A 16108-nucleotide genomic window follows, 5' to 3' on the forward strand; every position below is an offset into this window, starting at 1 on the left:
AATAAGGAACGATTATTTTTAATCATGTAACCCGTTCGATAGACTGGCCCGACATCGCAATACCGACAACACTGGAGAACCAAGGATGGCGAAGCGCAATACGGGGCTGGTGGGCGGAGTGGGTCGCCTGATCGCAACACTCGCGCTGGGCGCGGCGGCGGCGCTGGGCGTCGCGACGCATGCGCAGGCCGATACGACCTTCCTGAACGTGTCGTACGACCCGACGCGCGAGCTGTATCAGGATTTCAACCAGGCGTTCGGCAAGGAGTGGAAGGCGAAGACGGGCGAAACGGTCAACTTCAAGCAGTCGCACGGCGGTTCGGGCGCGCAGGCGCGCTCGGTGCTCGACGGGCTGCAGGCCGACGTCGTCACGCTGGCGCTCGCGTACGACATCGACGCGCTCGCGAACAAGGGGCTGGTGAACAAGGATTGGCAGAAGCGCCTGCCCGACAACGCGTCGCCATACACGTCGACGATCGTGTTCCTCGTGCGCAAGGGCAATCCGAAGGGGATCAAGGACTGGGACGACCTGACCAAGCCGGGCATCTCGATCGTCACGCCGAACCCGAAGACCTCGGGCGGCGCGCGCTGGAACTACCTGGCCGCATGGGCGTACGCCCAGCACAAGCCGGGCGGCAACGAGCAGACCGCGAAGGAATTCGTCTCGAAGCTCTACAAGAACGCAGGCGTGCTCGATTCGGGCGCGCGGGGCGCGACGACGAGCTTCGTGCAGCGCGGGATCGGCGACGTGCTGATCGCATGGGAAAACGAGGCATTCCTGTCGGTCAAGGAATTCGGCACCGACAAGTTCGAGATCGTCGTGCCGTCGGTGAGCATCCTGGCCGAGCCGCCCGTCGCGGTGGTCGACAAGGTGGTCGACAAGAAGGGCACGCGCAAGCTGGCCGAGGCATACCTGAATTTTCTGTACAGCCCGCAGGGCCAGGAAATCGCGGCGCGCAACTACTACCGGCCGCGTTCGAAGAACGTACCGGCGGAGCTGACCAAGCAGTTCCCGAAGCTGAAGCTGTACACGGTCGACGACACGTTCGGCGGCTGGACCAATGCGCAGAAGACGCATTTCGCGGACGGCGGCGTGTTCGATTCGATCTACAAGCCGCAGTAACGCACGCAGTCACACCATAACGACAAGCGGCGCGCCACGACAGCGCGCCGCGTCCCCGACGGCTCGCCGGCGCGATTCACTGCGCCGGCGTTTGCGTCGGACCCGTGAGCAGCATCGACCCAGCAAGAGCATCCGATGACGACGTACACCTTTCGCAAGCCGAGCGCGCTGCCCGGTTTCGGCGTGACACTCGGCATCACGGTGGCCTATTTGAGCCTCGTGGTGCTGATTCCGCTCGCTGCCACATTCCTGAAGACCGCGACGCTGTCGTGGGACCAGTTCGTCACCGCCGTCACGTCGCCGCGCGTGCTCGCGTCGTACCGGCTGACGTTCTCGGCCGCGCTCGGCGGCGCGCTGATCAACGCCGTGTTCGGCTTCCTCGTCGCATGGGTGCTGGTGCGCTACACGTTCCCGTTCAAGCGCCTCGTCGACGCGGTCGTCGACCTGCCGTTCGCGCTGCCGACGTCGGTGGCCGGCATCTCGCTCGCGGCCGTCTACGCGACCAACGGCTGGGTCGGCCAGTATCTCGCGCCGCTCGGCATCAAGATCGCGTTCACGCCGGCCGGCGTGCTGGTCGCGCTGACCTTCATCGGGCTGCCGTTCGTCGTGCGCACCGTGCAGCCGGTGCTCGAGGATTTCGAGCGCGAGCAGGAAGAAGCCGCCGCGTGCCTCGGCGCGTCGCGCTGGCTGACGTTCCGCCGCGTCGTGCTGCCGGCCGTGCTGCCGGCGCTGCTCACCGGTTTCGCGCTGTCGTTCGCGCGCGCGCTCGGCGAATACGGGTCGGTGATCTTCATCGCCGGCAACGTGCCGATGAAATCCGAGATCACGTCGCTGCTGATCATCACGAAGCTCGAGCAGTACGACTACGCGGGCGCGACCGCGCTGGCGGTCGTGATGCTGGTCGTGTCGTTCCTGATGCTGCTGCTGATCAACACGCTGCAGTGGTATCTGCAGCGTCGTACGAGCAAGGGCGCGAGCGGCCCGGCGCCCGCCACCGTCACCGCCGCTGCTGCCGCCGCAGGAGGCCAGCAATGAGCCAGGAGGCCACCGTCGTGCTGAAAACCCCGTCGCCGGCCGCGCGTGCCGCGAAGCGGCTCGACCCGGTCAGCGAGTCGCGCGTCGTGCGCTGGCTGCTCACCGGCATCGCGCTGGCGTTCCTCGCGTTCTTCCTCGTCGTGCCGCTCGCCGCGGTGTTCGTCGAGGCGTTGCGCAAGGGCGTCGGCTTCTATCTCGAATCGCTCGCCGATTCCGATGCGTGGTCGGCGATCAAGCTGACGCTGACCGTCGCCGTGATCGCGGTGCCGCTGAACCTCGTGTTCGGCGTGTGCGCATCGTGGGCGATCGCGAAATTCGAATTCCGCGGCAAGGCGCTGCTGACGACGCTGATCGACCTGCCGTTCTCGGTGTCGCCGGTGATCTCGGGCCTCGTGTACGTGCTGCTGTTCGGCGCGCAGGGCTGGTTCGGGCCGTGGCTGCAGGATCACGACGTGCAGATCATCTTCGCGGTGCCGGGCATCGTGCTCGCGACGATCTTCGTCACGTTCCCGTTCGTCGCGCGCGAGCTGATTCCGCTGATGCAGGCGCAAGGCACCGACGAGGAAGAAGCCGCGCGCGTGCTCGGCGCGTCGGGCTGGCAGATCTTCCGCCGCGTGACGCTGCCGAACGTGAGGTGGGGCCTGCTGTACGGCGTGATCCTGTGCAATGCGCGCGCGATGGGCGAGTTCGGCGCGGTGTCGGTCGTGTCCGGCCACATTCGCGGCGTGACCGACACGATGCCGCTGCACGTAGAGATCCTGTACAACGAATACAACTTCGCGGCGGCGTTCGCGGTGGCGTCGGTGCTGGCGCTGCTCGCGCTCGTCACGCTCGCGCTGAAGCTGATCGCCGAGCGTCATCTTGCGGCCGAACTGGCCGACGCGCACGACGCCGTTCCCGCACATGCCGGCCCCGTCGGCGCCGTTTCGTCGAAATCGTAAAGAGGCAACCAGAATGGGTATCACCGTCCGTCACCTTCAGAAGCGCTTCGGCGATTTCACGGCGCTCGACAACGTCTCGCTCGACTTCCCGCCCGGCGAACTGGTCGCGCTGCTCGGGCCGTCCGGCTGCGGCAAGACCACGCTGCTGCGCGTGATCGCGGGCCTCGAGCACGCGGACGCCGGCCAGGTCGTGCTGCAGGGGCTCGACGTCGCGTCGGTCGGCGCGCGCGAGCGGCAGGTCGGCTTCGTGTTCCAGCATTACGCGCTATTCCGCCACATGACGGTGTTCGAGAACGTCGCGTTCGGGCTGCGCGTGAAGCCGCGCCGCGAGCGGCCGTCCGAAGCCGCGATTCGCGAGAAGGTGCACGAGCTGCTCAAGCTCGTGCAGCTCGACTGGCTCGCGCAGCGCTATCCGTCCGAGCTGTCGGGCGGCCAGCGTCAGCGCATCGCGCTTGCCCGCGCGCTAGCGGTCGAGCCGAAGGTGCTGCTGCTCGACGAACCGTTCGGCGCGCTCGACGCGAAGGTCCGCAAGGAGCTGCGCGGCTGGCTGCGTCGCCTGCACGACGACCTGCACATCTCGACGATCTTCGTCACGCACGACCAGGAAGAGGCGCTCGAAGTGGCCGATCGCATCGTCGTACTCAATCGCGGCCACGTCGAGCAGGTCGGCAGCCCGCAGGACGTCTACGACCATCCGCAAAGCGCGTTCGTGTACGAGTTTCTCGGCGCGGCGAACCGGCTGCCGGGCACGGTGGCCGGGCGCGGCTTCGTCGCCGAGGGCGCGGCGGCGCCGATCGAGGTCGACGCCGATTTCGCGGGCCCCGCGAACGCGTACGTGCGGCCGCACGATCTGCAGCTGTGGCCGGCGGGCGAAGGGCACAGCGACGGCATCGCGGTGGACGTGCGGCGCGTGATTCCGCTCGGCGGTTCGGTGCGCGTGGAGCTCGAGGCGCGCGCGGGCGGCGCGCTCGAGGCGGAACTCGACCGCGACGCATGGCGCGCGCTTTCGCTGCAGGTCGGCGACGGCGCGACCGCCGTGCCGCGCGCCGTGCGGGTATTTCCCGCGCGTTGACGAGACAACGCAGGGCAGAGGGCGGGATTCGCGCCGATTCGACAATCAAACAACGACAGCCTAAGAGGCATACCCATGAATTTTCAGCAATTGCGGTTCGTGCGCGAAGCGGTGCGCCAGAACATGAACCTGACGGAAGTCGCGAACGTGCTGTACACGTCGCAGTCGGGCGTGTCGAAACAGATCAAGGATCTGGAAGATGAGCTGGGCGTCGACATCTTCATTCGGCGCGGCAAGCGGCTGACGGGGCTCACGGAGCCCGGCAAGGCGGTGCACCAGCTGATCGAGCGGATGCTGCTCGACGCCGAGAACCTGCGCCGCGTCGCACGCCAGTTCGCCGATCAGGACAGCGGCCACCTCGTCGTCGCGACGACGCACACGCAGGCGCGCTACGCGCTGCCGAAGGTGATCCGGCAGTTCACCGAGGTGTTCCCGAAGGTGCATCTCGCGCTGCGTCAGGGCAGCCCGCAGCAGATCGCGCAGATGATCCTGAACGGCGAGGCCGATCTCGGTATCTCGACCGAGGCGCTCGACCGCTATCCGGACATCGTCACGTTCCCGTGCTATTCGTGGCACCACACGGTCGTCGTGCCGAAGGGCCACCCGCTCGTCGGTCGCGAGAACCTGACGCTCGAGGAAATCGCCGAATACCCGATCATCACGTACGACCAGGACTTCACGGGCCGCTCGCACATCGACCAGGCGTTCACGCAGGCGGGCGCGGTGCCCGACGTCGTGCTGACCGCGATCGACGCGGACGTGATCAAGACCTACGTCGAGCTCGGGATGGGGATCGGCGTGGTCGCGGCGATGGCCTACGACCCGCAGCGCGACACGGGGCTCGTCGCGCTCGACACGCAGCACCTGTTCGAGGCGAGCACGACGCGGGTCGGGCTGCGCAAGGGCGCATTCCTGCGTGCGTATGCGTACCGGCTGATCGAAATGTTCGCGCCGCACCTGAACGAAGCGGAAATCGCGGGGCTGTTGCGCGAAGCCGTTTGATTCGCGCGTGTCGCGCGCTGTCCGGGCGGATCCCGCGGACGGCGCGCGACACGCATGACGCGCACCTTGCCGTACGCCGCACCGGGCGGCGGCGGGGGGATGGCCGCCGTCACGCTTCAAGCATCGGCCGACGCTGCCGGTCCGGTCCGGTGCGTCGTGTCAGCCGACGATCGACCTGCGTTCCCGTGCGGACAGAAAAACAAGAACAACCGGCAACGCAGAACCTGCATGCACCGCGCTTCGGCGAACCGCCGCCGGCATCGCGAGTGTCGTATTTGCGCGTCGCGAAGCGCGCTCGCGCGCTCCGAATAAACCCTTAAATATTGATTAGACAGGTTGCGCGCCGAAGCGAATCGGTACAGCATAGCCTTCACTCCGCCGGCGTCCCGCCGGCGGTGGCGCGTCAACGCCAGCACGCGCCAGGCAGTCGGCCGTCTGCCTCGCTTCCATTCCGTGGTACCGACAGCAGCATCGATGGCCATTGCCCGGGTAGTGTGGCGCAAACGTTTGCTCACATTAAAACAACAACCGAACAACAATCGGCCTTCGGGCCAGTCGCCAGGAGATGTGTATGAATGTCCGCTTTCGCCGTCGCTTCCTGACCGCCGCGCTCGCCGCCGTCGCGGTGGCCGCTGCCCCGGCTGTCCACGCGCAGTTCGCGGCCAAGCCGAAGGTCGCGCTCGTGATGAAGTCGCTCGCCAACGAGTTCTTCCTGACCATGGAAACGGGCGCGAAGGAATACCAGAAGCACAACGCGAACCAGTTCGACCTGATCACCAACGGCATCAAGGACGAGACCGACACCGCGAACCAGATCCGCATCGTCGAGCAGATGATCGTGTCGAAGGTCGACGCGATCGTGCTCGCGCCGGCCGATTCGAAGGCGCTCGTGCCGGTCGTGAAGAAGGCCGTCGACGCCGGCATCGTCGTCGTGAACATCGACAACCGGCTCGATCCCGACGTGCTGAAGTCGAAGAACCTGAACGTGCCGTTCGTCGGCCCGGACAACCGCAAGGGCGCGCGCAAGATCGGCGACTACCTTGCGAAGCGGCTGAAGGCGGGCGACCAGGTCGGCATCGTCGAAGGCGTGTCGACGACGACCAACGCGCAGCAGCGCACGGCCGGCTTCCAGGACGCGATGAAGGCGGGCGGGATGAAGGTCGTGTCGGTGCAGTCGGGTGAATGGGAGATCGACAAGGGCAATGCGGTGGCCGCCGCGATGCTCAACGAATACCCGAACCTGAAGGCACTGCTGTGCGGCAACGACAACATGGCGATCGGCGCCGTGTCGGCCGTGCGCGCGGCCGGCAAGCAGGGCAAGGTGCTCGTGGTCGGCTACGACAACATCAACGCGATCAAGCCGATGCTGAAGGACGGCCGCGTGCTCGCGACCGCCGACCAGTATGCGGCGAAGCAGGCCGTGTTCGGCATCGACACGGCGCTCAAGGCGATCGCCGAGCATCGCAAGCAGGCCGACCTGTCCGGTGTGGTCGAGACGCCGGTGGATCTCGTGACGAAGTAACGCCGCACCGGTCCGGCCGCCGCGCTCAAGAATCCGGCGCGGCGGCCGTTATCCGGTGTGAGCGCGATCACGGCCACTGCATGCACTTGTGAGCGTCATACCCGCGCGCCCCGTGCGCGCGGCCGCAACCAGGATCGCGATGGAACCGACCTTCCAACCCTCCCGTTCAGCCCACCCCGTGCTGTCCGTCTCCGGCATCGGCAAGACCTATGCCGAACCCGTGCTCGCCGACGTCACGCTGACGCTCGACGCGGGCCAGGCGCTCGCGCTGACCGGCGAGAACGGCGCCGGCAAGAGCACGCTGTCGAAAATCATCGGCGGGCTCGTCGACCCGACCACCGGCACGATGCAGCTCGGCGGCGAGGCCTATGCGCCGGCGAGCCGCACGCAGGCCGAGGCGCTCGGCGTGCGCATGGTGATGCAGGAGCTGAACCTGCTGCCGACGCTGAGCGTCGCCGAAAACCTGTTCCTGAACCGCCTGCCGCGGCGCTTCGGCATCATCGATCGCGCGCGGCTGCGCGACGACGCGCGCGCGGCGATGGCGCAGGTCGGGCTCGACGCGGTCGACCCCGATACGCCGGTCGGCGCGCTCGGCATCGGCCATCAGCAGATGGTCGAGATCGCGCGCAACCTGATCGGCGACTGCCGCGTGCTGATTCTCGACGAACCGACCGCGATGCTGACCGCGCGCGAAGTCGAGCTGCTGTTCGAGCAGATCGACCGGCTGAAGGCGCGCGGCGTCGCGATCGTCTACATCTCGCACCGGCTCGAAGAGCTCGCGCGCGTCGCCGAGCGCGTCGCGGTGCTGCGCGACGGCCGGCTCGTGCATGCGGGCGACATGGCGGCGACGACGTCCGACGGGCTCGTCACGCTGATGGTCGGGCGCGAGGTCGGCGAACACATCGATCTCGGCGAGCGCCGCTTCGGCGCGCCGCGGCTCGCCGTATCGGGCCTCACGCGCGGGACGGCGGTGCGCGACGTGTCGCTCGAGGTGCGCGCGGGCGAGATCTTCGGCATCTCGGGGCTGATCGGCGCGGGACGCACCGAGCTGCTGCGGCTGATCTACGGCGCCGATACGCCGGATGCCGGGACGATCGCCGTCGGTCAGCCGTTGAAGCCGGCGCGGATCGCGTCGCCCGTCGATGCGGTGAAGCTCGGCATCGCGCTGATCACCGAGGATCGCAAGGGCGAAGGGCTGCTGCTGTCGCAGTCGATCACCGCGAACGTGTCGCTCGGCCAGCTCGACCGGCTCGCGCGCGGCGGCATCGTCGATTCGGCCCGCGAAACGGCGCTCGCCGAACAGCAGATCGATGCGCTGCGGATCCGTACGCACGGCGCGGCGCAGCCGGTCGGCGAGCTGTCGGGCGGCAACCAGCAGAAGGTCGTGATCGGCCGCTGGCTCGCGCGCGACATGGGCGTGCTGCTGTTCGACGAGCCGACCCGCGGGATCGACGTCGGCGCCAAATTCGAGATCTACACTTTGATGGGCGCGCTCGCGCGCGAAGGCCGCGCGCTGGTGGTCGTATCGAGCGACCTGCGCGAGCTGATGCTGATCTGCGACCGGATCGGCGTGATGTCGGCCGGGCGCATGACCGCCGTGTTCGAGCGCGGCAACTGGACCCAGGACGCGCTGCTGGCCGCGGCGTTCGCCGGCTTCGGCCGCGAGACGCCGGCGGCCGCCATGCAGCATCCGGACCCGGAGCACGCGCGCGGCGCCGCTCCGGGCACTTCGACGACAGGACGACAGCAATGACCCAGCCTCCCGTATCCCCGACCGACGCAGGCGCGCAGCAGGACGTGACGGGCCGCCGCGCGCGCACGCTGTCCGGCACGCGGCTCGGCCTGTCGAACTATCTCGGGCTCGCCGGCGCGCTGGCCGCGATGATCGCGCTGTTCTCGGTGCTGAGCTCGCATTTCCTGACCTACGACACGTTCAGCACGATCGCGAACCAGATTCCCGATCTCGTCGTGATGTCGGTCGGGATGACCTTCGTGCTGATCATTGCCGGGATCGACCTGTCGGTCGGCTCGGTGCTCGCGCTCGCCGCGTCGATGGTCAGCGTCGCCGCGCTGAAATGGCAGTGGGGGCCGCTGCCGGCCGCGTTGATCGGCATCGCGGTCGCGACCGCCACGGGCGCGCTGACGGGCGCGGTCACGGTCGGCTGGCGGATCCCGTCGTTCATCGTGTCGCTCGGCGTGCTGGAGGCCGCGCGCGGCCTCGCGTACCAGCTGACGAATTCGCGCACCGCGTATATCGGCGACGCGTTCGACTTCCTGTCGAACCCGATCGCGCTGGGCATCTCGCCGGCGTTCCTGATCGCGGTCGCGGTGATGATCGCGGCCCAGTTCGTGCTGACGCGCACGGTGTTCGGACGCTATCTGGTGGGCATCGGCACGAACGAGGAAGCGGTGCGACTTGCAGGGGTTAACCCGCGGCCGTATAAAATCCTCGTATTCGCACTGATGGGCGCGCTCGCGGGGCTCGCGTCGCTGTTCCAGATTTCGCGGCTCGAGGCGGCCGATCCGAACGCGGGCGCGGGCCTCGAACTGCAGGTCATCGCCGCCGTCGTGATCGGCGGCACGAGCCTGATGGGCGGGCGCGGCTCGGTGATCAGCACGTTCTTCGGCGTGTTGATCATCTCCGTGCTGGCCGCGGGGCTCGCGCAGATCGGTGCGAACGAGCCGACGAAACGGATCATCACGGGTGCGGTGATCGTGGTGGCGGTCGTGCTCGATACGTATCGCAGCCGGCGTACGCGCGTGCGGTAAAAAGACAGACAGAACAGACCAGAGAGAAACGGGAAATGGCGACGATCAAGGATGTGGCGGCCATGGCGGGCGTGTCGTTTACGACCGTCTCGCACGTGGTGAACAATTCGCGGCCGGTGTCCGCCGACGTGCGTGCGAAGGTCGAGGGCGCGATCCGCGAGCTGAATTACGTGCCATCGGCCGTGGCGCGCTCGCTGAAGGCGCGGGCGACGGCGACCATCGGCCTCGTCGTGCCGAACAGCACGAATCCGTACTTCGCCGAGCTGGCGCGCGGCATCGAGGATCAGTGCGCGGCCAACGGCTATTGCGTGTTCTTCTGCAATTCGGACGACGATCCCGTGAAGCAGCGCAACTACCTGCGCGTGCTGCAGGAAAAGCGCATCGACGGGCTGATCGTCGCATCGGCCGGCGAGGACGCGGTGCTCGCGCAGACGCTCGCGGATATCCATGCGCCGCTCGTCGTCGTCGACCGCAACATCGAGGGGCTCGCGGCCGATCTCGTGCAGATCGACCACGAGCGCGGCGCATACCTGGCGACGCGCCACCTGCTCGAACTCGGACACGCGAAGATCGGCTGCATCACCGGGCCGACCGACACCGCGGTCAGCGCGATGCGCGTACACGGCTTCATCCGCGCGATGGCCGAGCGCGGCGTCGACATCGTGCCGGGCGCGATCGCCGAAAGCGATTTCTCATGCCTCGGCGGCTATCACGCGGCGTCGCGGTTGTTCGAATCGGTACGGCCGAGCGCGATCTTCGCGGGCAACGACCTGATGGGGGTCGGCGCGCTGCGCGCGGCGGCCGAGCGCGGGCTGCGCGTGCCCGACGACTGTTCGATCATCGGCTTCGACGACATCGAATTTTCCCGCTACACGTATCCGGCGCTGTCGACGGTCGGCCAGTCGGTGCGCGCGCTCGGTGAAATGGCCGCGCAGACGTTGATCGAACGGATCGGCGGCGGCTCGACCGCCGTGCCGAGCCGCCGCCGTGTCGTGTCGCCGCGCCTCGTGCTGCGCGAATCGACGGCCGTCTATCGCGAGCCGGCCGCGCCGGGCGCACGCGCATGACGGCGAGCGCAACGGGCGCAGGCCGCGTGACGGTGGTCGGCAGCCTCAACATGGATCTCGTCGTGCGCGCGCCGCGGCTGCCGCTGCCGGGCGAAACGCTCGCCGGGCACGCGTTCGCGCAGGCGGCGGGCGGCAAGGGCGGCAACCAGGCCGTCGCCGCCGCCCGGCTCGGCGCGCAGGTCGCGATGATCGGCTGCGTCGGCGCGGATGCGCACGGCGCGGCACTGCGCGCGGGCCTCGAGGCCGAGGGAATCGACTGCACGGGGCTCGCGACGAGCGCGTCGGCGTCGACCGGCGTCGCGCTGATCGTCGTCGACGATGCGAGCCAGAACGCGATCGTGATCGTCGCGGGCGGCAACGGCGAGGTCACGACCGACACGATCGCACGGCACGAGGCTGCGCTGGCGACGGCCGACGTGCTGATCTGCCAGCTCGAGACGCCGCCGGACGCGGTGTTCGCGGCGCTGTCGGCCGGACGCCGGCTCGGCCGCACGGTGGTGCTCAATCCGGCCCCGGCCGTCGCGCCGCTGCCGGACGGCTGGCTGCCGCTCGTCGATTACCTGATCCCGAACGAGGTCGAGGCGGCCGCGCTGACCGGGCTGCCGGTGCGCGACCCGGCCGACGCCGAAGCCGCCGCGCGGGCGCTCCAGGCCGGCGGCGCGCGCAACGTGCTGATCACGCTCGGCGCGCGCGGCGTGCTCGCGCTGACGGCCGACGGCGCCGCGCGGCACTATCCGGCGCCGGTCGTGCAGGCCATCGACACGACGGCGGCCGGCGACACCTTCATCGGCGGCTTCTCCGCACGGCTCGCGGCCGGCGCGGACGTCGATACCGCCATCCGCTTCGCGCAACGCGCGGCGGCGCTGTCGGTGACGCGCGCGGGCGCCCAGCCCTCGATCCCGACGCGGGCCGAACTGGCCGACTAGGGCCGGATCTCCAGTCTCGCGTTTTCGGTTCCCCACGCGCCCGGCCCGTCGCACGAGACGGCCGGGTGCGCTGCATTGGCGCGCCGACGCGCGTTCGCCCCGTTTTCGCTCCGACCCGAATTGCGTCGATTATTCAGTCTTATTCAATAAACAGACGAATAATGCGAAATAAACACGGCAAAACCATCAAGTTATGCGCCGCGCGGTCGTAAATGCACCGAGTGAAGCAATGCTTCGAGCCAACGGGCCGGGCCCGTTCATGACGACGCAACACAGGGTGGATGATGGTGTTCAGGAACCTGACGATTCGTGCGCGCATCGGTTTGACGATGGCGTTTCTGGCGGTACTGCTGGCTGTCACCGGCGTGCTCGGTCTGCACGGGATGACGCGTTCGAACGAGTCGACGCGCGAGATTTACACGAACCAGATGCCGAGCGCGGTCGACGTCGCGGTCTCGGAAATGTTCGCCGCACGCGCGCGCCTCGCACTCGACCGTGCGGCGCTGCTGGCCGGCACGCCGGACTCGGCGGCGGCCATCGAGCGCAGCCGCGCGATGCGCACGCAGTCGGACGCGTGGTGGCAGAAATACCTTGCGCTGCCGCGCGACGCTGACGAGGACCGGCTCGCACAGGACGTCGCCGCCCGGCGCAAGGTGCTGCAGGCCAGTTGCGACGCGTTCGCGAGTGCGGTCGCGGCCGGCGATCATGACCGGATCGGCGACGGCGCGAAGCAGCTTCAGGCGCGCTATACCGAGCTGGCCGCGGCCGGCGAAGCGCTGCGCAACTTCCAGTTCACCAATGCGCAGGCGCGCTTCGATCAGGCGGAATCGGTGTTCGAGACGATGCGCGTGCTGTCGATCGTCGTGCTGTTGGCCGGCATCGGCGCCGCGGTGCTGTCGTGGCTGACGCTGAGCCGCGCGATCGGCCGCCCGATCGCCGACGCGCTGTCGCATTTCGACGCGATCGCCGCGGGCGACCTGCGCCGGCCGATCGTCGTGGACCGGCGCGACGAGATGGGCCAGATGCTGGAGGGCCTCGCGAGGATGCAGCGCGGGCTCGTCGACACGGTGCGCACCGTGCGCGGCGGCAGCGAGTCGATCGCGACCGCGGCCCGCCAGATCGCGGCCGGCAACATCGACCTGTCGTCGCGTACCGAGGAACAGGCCGCCGCGCTGCAGGAAACCGCGTCGAGCATGGAGCAACTGACCGGCACCGTGAAGCAGAACGCGGACAATGCGCGTCAGGCAAGCTCGCTGGCCGCGAATGCGTCCGAGATTGCAAACAAGGGCAATACGGTGGTCGGCCAGGTGGTCGGCACGATGGGCGAAATCAACGACAGCTCGGCGAAAATCGCGGACATCATCGCGATCATCGAGGGAATCGCGTTCCAGACCAACATTCTTGCGCTGAATGCGGCCGTCGAAGCCGCGCGGGCCGGCGAGGAAGGCCGAGGCTTCGCGGTTGTCGCCGGCGAAGTGCGCAGCCTCGCGCAGCGTTCGTCGAGCGCGGCGAAGGAAATCAAGGCGCTGATCGACGCGTCGGTGGAGCGGATCCGGACCGGCTCGACGCTGGTCGACGAAGCCGGGCGCACGATGAGCGACGTGATCAGCGCGGTTCAGCGCGTGACGGACATCATGGGCGAGATCGCGGCGGCGTCCGAGGAGCAAAGCGGCGGGATCGACCAGGTGGCGCGCGCGGTCACGCAGATGGACGAGGTCACGCAGCAGAATGCCGCACTCGTCGAGGAAGCCGCGGCTGCCGCGCAGTCGCTCGAAGAACAGGCGGCCCGCCTGCGCGAAACGGCGGCGGTATTCCAGCTCGACGACGGAGCCACACGCGCGGGCGCCGTCGTTGCGGTGGCGGCGCGTCATGCGCCGCGCACGCCGTCCGTCCCGTCCCCCGCACCGGCTGCCGCGCGCGTCGAACGCGACGCCGCGCCGAAACGTGCGGCCGCTGCAGCGACGGCGCCGGCGCGCAAGCCTGCCGCCGTCTCGGCTGCGCCCGCGCCCGCGCCGGCCGCCGCGACCGCCGGCGGCGACGACTGGGAGACGTTCTGATCGGCGCGCGCCGCGTATCGATCCCCATTTGGTGACCCGCGACGCCCGCGATTGCGGGCGTCGTCGTTTCTGCGACAGTTGAATGTGACAGCGTGGACGATCGGTCATGCATCGGCACGTGCGTTGCGCATCGTGCACCGACGGACCCTCGGCGATGCGCTGCATGCGCGTCATGTTCCCCCGTTCGTCGTACGGGTATGTCCGTAAGGGACTGCGAAAAAAATTTGTAACGGTGCGCGCGGCGTGTCATCGCACGCGACCGCTCGAACGTATAGGAATGAAGGGAGAGGCGACGACGTCGGAGGTGTCCAACGCACGAGACGTTTCGATGTTCGACGAGACGCGGCGGATGCAGTTTCTGCGGCTCGGGAGGTCGATTGTAAAACGACGAAATGCGTTGTCCAAGCGGTGTTGTCGAGAATGACGAACTTCATACGAAGAGTTCGTGAAAAAAAATAAGAAAGGGTTTAGGATGAATTCGAACGCGCTTGCTTCTGCGCAGTCAGACGAAGGCAGGCACGTCTTCAGACTCAGGCGAGGGAGGTAGCATGGATATTTACAGCAGCTTCGCGAACCGCTTCGAAAAAACGCGAGAGGAAGAGCTCTCGCTGGAGGAGTATCTCGCGCTCTGCAAGAACGATCCATCCGCGTACGCGACGGCTGGTGAACGCATGCTGGAAGCAATCGGGGAACCTGAACAGATCGATACCCGCAACGACCCGCGCCTGTCGCGGATCTTCGCGAACAAGGTCATCAAGGTGTATCCGGCATTCCGTGAGTTCTACGGAATGGAGGAGGTGATCGAGCAGGTGGTCGCATACTTCCGCCACGCTGCGCAAGGTCTTGAAGAGAAGAAGCAGATTCTCTATCTGCTGGGCCCGGTGGGCGGCGGCAAGTCGTCGATCGCCGAGCGCCTGAAGCAACTGATGGAGCGCGTGCCGTTCTATGCGCTGAAGGGCTCGCCCGTCAACGAATCGCCGCTCGGGCTGTTCGACTACGACGAGGATGGTCCGATCCTCGAGGAACAGTACGGCATTCCGCGCCGCTACCTGAAAAGCATCCTGAGTCCGTGGGCCGTCAAGCGCCTGCACGAATACAACGGCGACATCCGCCAGTTCCGCGTGGTGCGCCGCTATCCGTCGATCCTGCGGCAGGTCGGCATCGCGAAGACCGAGCCGGGCGACGAGAACAACCAGGACATTTCGTCGCTGGTCGGCAAGGTCGATATCCGCAAGCTCGAACAGTACGCGCAGGACGATGCCGACGCCTATAGCTACTCGGGCGGCCTGTGCCTCGCGAACCAGGGCCTGCTCGAATTCGTCGAAATGTTCAAGGCGCCGATCAAGGTGCTGCACCCGCTGCTGACCGCCACGCAGGAAGGCAACTTCAAGGGCACCGAAGGTTTCGGCGCGATTCCGTTCGACGGCGTGATTCTTGCGCACTCGAACGAATCGGAGTGGAAGGCCTTCCGCAACAACCGCAACAACGAGGCACTGCTCGACCGGATCTTCGTCGTGAAGGTGCCGTACTGCCTGCGCGTGTCGGAAGAGATCAAGATCTACGAGAAGCTGATCCGCAATTCGTCGCTGGCCGAGGCCGTATGCGCGCCGGGCACGCTGAAGATGATGTCGCAGTTCTCGGTGCTGTCGCGCCTGCACGAGCCGGAGAATTCGAGCCTGTTCTCGAAGATGCAGGTGTACGACGGCGAAAACCTGAAGGACACCGATCCAAAGGCGAAGTCGTACCAGGAGTATCGCGACTACGCGGGCGTGGACGAAGGGATGACCGGCGTGTCGACACGGTTCGCGTTCAAGATCCTGTCGCGTGTGTTCAACTTCGATACGAGCGAGGTCGCGGCGAACCCGGTGCATCTGATGTACGTGCTCGAGCAGCAGATCGAACGCGAGCAGTTCCCGCCGGAAACCGAGCAGAAGTATCTGTCGTTCGTGAAGGACGTGCTCGCGTCGCGCTACGCGGAGTTCATCGGCAAGGAGATCCAGACCGCGTATCTCGAGTCGTATTCGGAGTACGGTCAGAACATCTTCGATCGCTACGTCACGTATGCGGACTTCTGGATCCAGGATCAGGAATTCCGCGATCACGACACGGGCGAGAGCTTCGACCGCGCCGCGCTGAACGCGGAACTGGAGAAGATCGAGAAGCCGGCCGGGATCAGCAATCCGAAGGATTTCCGCAACGAGATCGTGAACTTCGTGTTGCGTGCGCGGGCGGCGAACGCCGGCAAGAATCCCGTGTGGACGAGCTACGAGAAGTTGCGCGTCGTGATCGAGAAGAAGATGTTCTCGAACACCGAGGAACTGTTGCCGGTCATTTCATTCAACGCCAAGGGTTCGGCGGAGGAGCAGCGCAAGCATGAGGACTTTGTGAACCGGATGGTCGCGAAGGGCTATACGCCGAAGCAGGTGAGGCTGCTTTGCGACTGGTACCTGCGCGTGCGCAAGTCGTCATGACGCGCGCGGTATCGCGCCCGGACGGCGAGTCCGTACGGGCGCTTTCAGAGGCGCCGCCCGCATGACGGCAGACGGCATGCGCGGCGAGTGCCCCGGCAGATCGACTTTCGAGCGGGAGACCGG

General features: G+C 67.2%; 12 protein-coding genes. All 12 read left to right on the plus strand.

Features of this window, described 5'->3' with window-relative positions; all coding sequences use genetic code 11:
* Positions 1 to 85: 85 nt before the first annotated feature.
* The 12 genes from J8I33_RS08860 to J8I33_RS08915 all read left to right on the plus strand — a co-directional run bounded on the left by J8I33_RS08860 (position 86) and on the right by J8I33_RS08915 (position 15985).
* On the plus strand, positions 86 to 1123 hold the full coding sequence (locus tag J8I33_RS08860) for a sulfate ABC transporter substrate-binding protein (RefSeq protein ID WP_050012581.1): 1038 nt from the start codon (positions 86 to 88) through the stop codon (positions 1121 to 1123).
* A 135-nt stretch (positions 1124 to 1258) separates the two neighbouring features.
* Positions 1259 to 2158, plus strand: a complete 900-nt coding sequence (gene cysT, locus J8I33_RS08865; RefSeq protein ID WP_050012582.1) for a sulfate ABC transporter permease subunit CysT — start codon at positions 1259 to 1261, stop codon at positions 2156 to 2158.
* Entirely contained in the window at positions 2155 to 3099 is a 945-nt protein-coding gene (gene cysW, locus J8I33_RS08870; RefSeq protein WP_050012583.1) for a sulfate ABC transporter permease subunit CysW, read from the plus strand. Before cysT ends, cysW begins: the two co-directional genes overlap by 4 nt.
* 13 nt (positions 3100 to 3112) lie before the next feature.
* Positions 3113 to 4171: a sulfate ABC transporter ATP-binding protein gene (locus J8I33_RS08875; protein ID WP_050012584.1), complete on the plus strand. Its 1059-nt coding sequence runs from the start codon at positions 3113 to 3115 to the stop codon at positions 4169 to 4171.
* Positions 4172 to 4246: 75 nt separating this feature from the next.
* Entirely contained in the window at positions 4247 to 5173 is a 927-nt protein-coding gene (locus J8I33_RS08880) for a CysB family HTH-type transcriptional regulator (protein ID WP_034186954.1), read from the plus strand.
* A 571-nt stretch (positions 5174 to 5744) separates the two neighbouring features.
* Positions 5745 to 6695: a sugar ABC transporter substrate-binding protein gene (locus J8I33_RS08885; RefSeq protein WP_209934663.1), complete on the plus strand. Its 951-nt coding sequence runs from the start codon at positions 5745 to 5747 to the stop codon at positions 6693 to 6695.
* A gap of 139 nt (positions 6696 to 6834) precedes the next feature.
* A complete protein-coding gene (locus J8I33_RS08890) occupies positions 6835 to 8448 on the plus strand; it encodes a sugar ABC transporter ATP-binding protein (RefSeq protein ID WP_089488415.1) in 1614 nt (537 codons plus the stop codon).
* On the plus strand, positions 8445 to 9464 hold the full coding sequence (locus tag J8I33_RS08895; RefSeq protein WP_006476069.1) for an ABC transporter permease: 1020 nt from the start codon (positions 8445 to 8447) through the stop codon (positions 9462 to 9464). The genes J8I33_RS08890 and J8I33_RS08895 overlap by 4 nt, the downstream gene beginning before the upstream one ends.
* A 35-nt stretch (positions 9465 to 9499) precedes the next feature.
* On the plus strand, positions 9500 to 10531 hold the full coding sequence (locus J8I33_RS08900; RefSeq protein ID WP_050012587.1) for a LacI family DNA-binding transcriptional regulator: 1032 nt from the start codon (positions 9500 to 9502) through the stop codon (positions 10529 to 10531).
* Complete coding sequence (rbsK, locus tag J8I33_RS08905) at positions 10528 to 11457, plus strand: ribokinase (RefSeq protein WP_050012588.1); 930 nt, start codon at positions 10528 to 10530, stop codon at positions 11455 to 11457. Before J8I33_RS08900 ends, rbsK begins: the two co-directional genes overlap by 4 nt.
* Positions 11458 to 11741: 284 nt before the next feature.
* Positions 11742 to 13514: a methyl-accepting chemotaxis protein gene (locus J8I33_RS08910; protein ID WP_209935204.1), complete on the plus strand. Its 1773-nt coding sequence runs from the start codon at positions 11742 to 11744 to the stop codon at positions 13512 to 13514.
* A gap of 548 nt (positions 13515 to 14062) precedes the next feature.
* Positions 14063 to 15985, plus strand: coding sequence for a PrkA family serine protein kinase (locus tag J8I33_RS08915; RefSeq protein WP_027784391.1), 1923 nt, complete (start codon positions 14063 to 14065; stop codon positions 15983 to 15985).
* Positions 15986 to 16108: the final 123 nt, after the last annotated feature.

This window comes from Burkholderia sp. AcTa6-5, assembly GCF_017815075.1.
Taxonomy (GTDB): Bacteria; Pseudomonadota; Gammaproteobacteria; order Burkholderiales; family Burkholderiaceae; genus Burkholderia; species Burkholderia sola.

What these genes read in the sequence shown, in the direction of transcription:
- J8I33_RS08860 (WP_050012581.1), top strand. Translation starts at nt 86, where the DNA reads ATGGCGAAGCGCAATACGGGGCTGGTGGGCGGAGTGGGTCGCCTGATC.
- cysT (WP_050012582.1), top strand. Translation starts at nt 1,259, where the DNA reads ATGACGACGTACACCTTTCGCAAGCCGAGCGCGCTGCCCGGTTTCGGC.
- cysW (WP_050012583.1), top strand. Translation starts at nt 2,155, where the DNA reads ATGAGCCAGGAGGCCACCGTCGTGCTGAAAACCCCGTCGCCGGCCGCG.
- J8I33_RS08875 (WP_050012584.1), top strand. Translation starts at nt 3,113, where the DNA reads ATGGGTATCACCGTCCGTCACCTTCAGAAGCGCTTCGGCGATTTCACG.
- J8I33_RS08880 (WP_034186954.1), top strand. Translation starts at nt 4,247, where the DNA reads ATGAATTTTCAGCAATTGCGGTTCGTGCGCGAAGCGGTGCGCCAGAAC.
- J8I33_RS08885 (WP_209934663.1), top strand. Translation starts at nt 5,745, where the DNA reads ATGAATGTCCGCTTTCGCCGTCGCTTCCTGACCGCCGCGCTCGCCGCC.
- J8I33_RS08890 (WP_089488415.1), top strand. Translation starts at nt 6,835, where the DNA reads ATGGAACCGACCTTCCAACCCTCCCGTTCAGCCCACCCCGTGCTGTCC.
- J8I33_RS08895 (WP_006476069.1), top strand. Translation starts at nt 8,445, where the DNA reads ATGACCCAGCCTCCCGTATCCCCGACCGACGCAGGCGCGCAGCAGGAC.
- J8I33_RS08900 (WP_050012587.1), top strand. Translation starts at nt 9,500, where the DNA reads ATGGCGACGATCAAGGATGTGGCGGCCATGGCGGGCGTGTCGTTTACG.
- rbsK (WP_050012588.1), top strand. Translation starts at nt 10,528, where the DNA reads ATGACGGCGAGCGCAACGGGCGCAGGCCGCGTGACGGTGGTCGGCAGC.
- J8I33_RS08910 (WP_209935204.1), top strand. Translation starts at nt 11,742, where the DNA reads ATGGTGTTCAGGAACCTGACGATTCGTGCGCGCATCGGTTTGACGATG.
- J8I33_RS08915 (WP_027784391.1), top strand. Translation starts at nt 14,063, where the DNA reads ATGGATATTTACAGCAGCTTCGCGAACCGCTTCGAAAAAACGCGAGAG.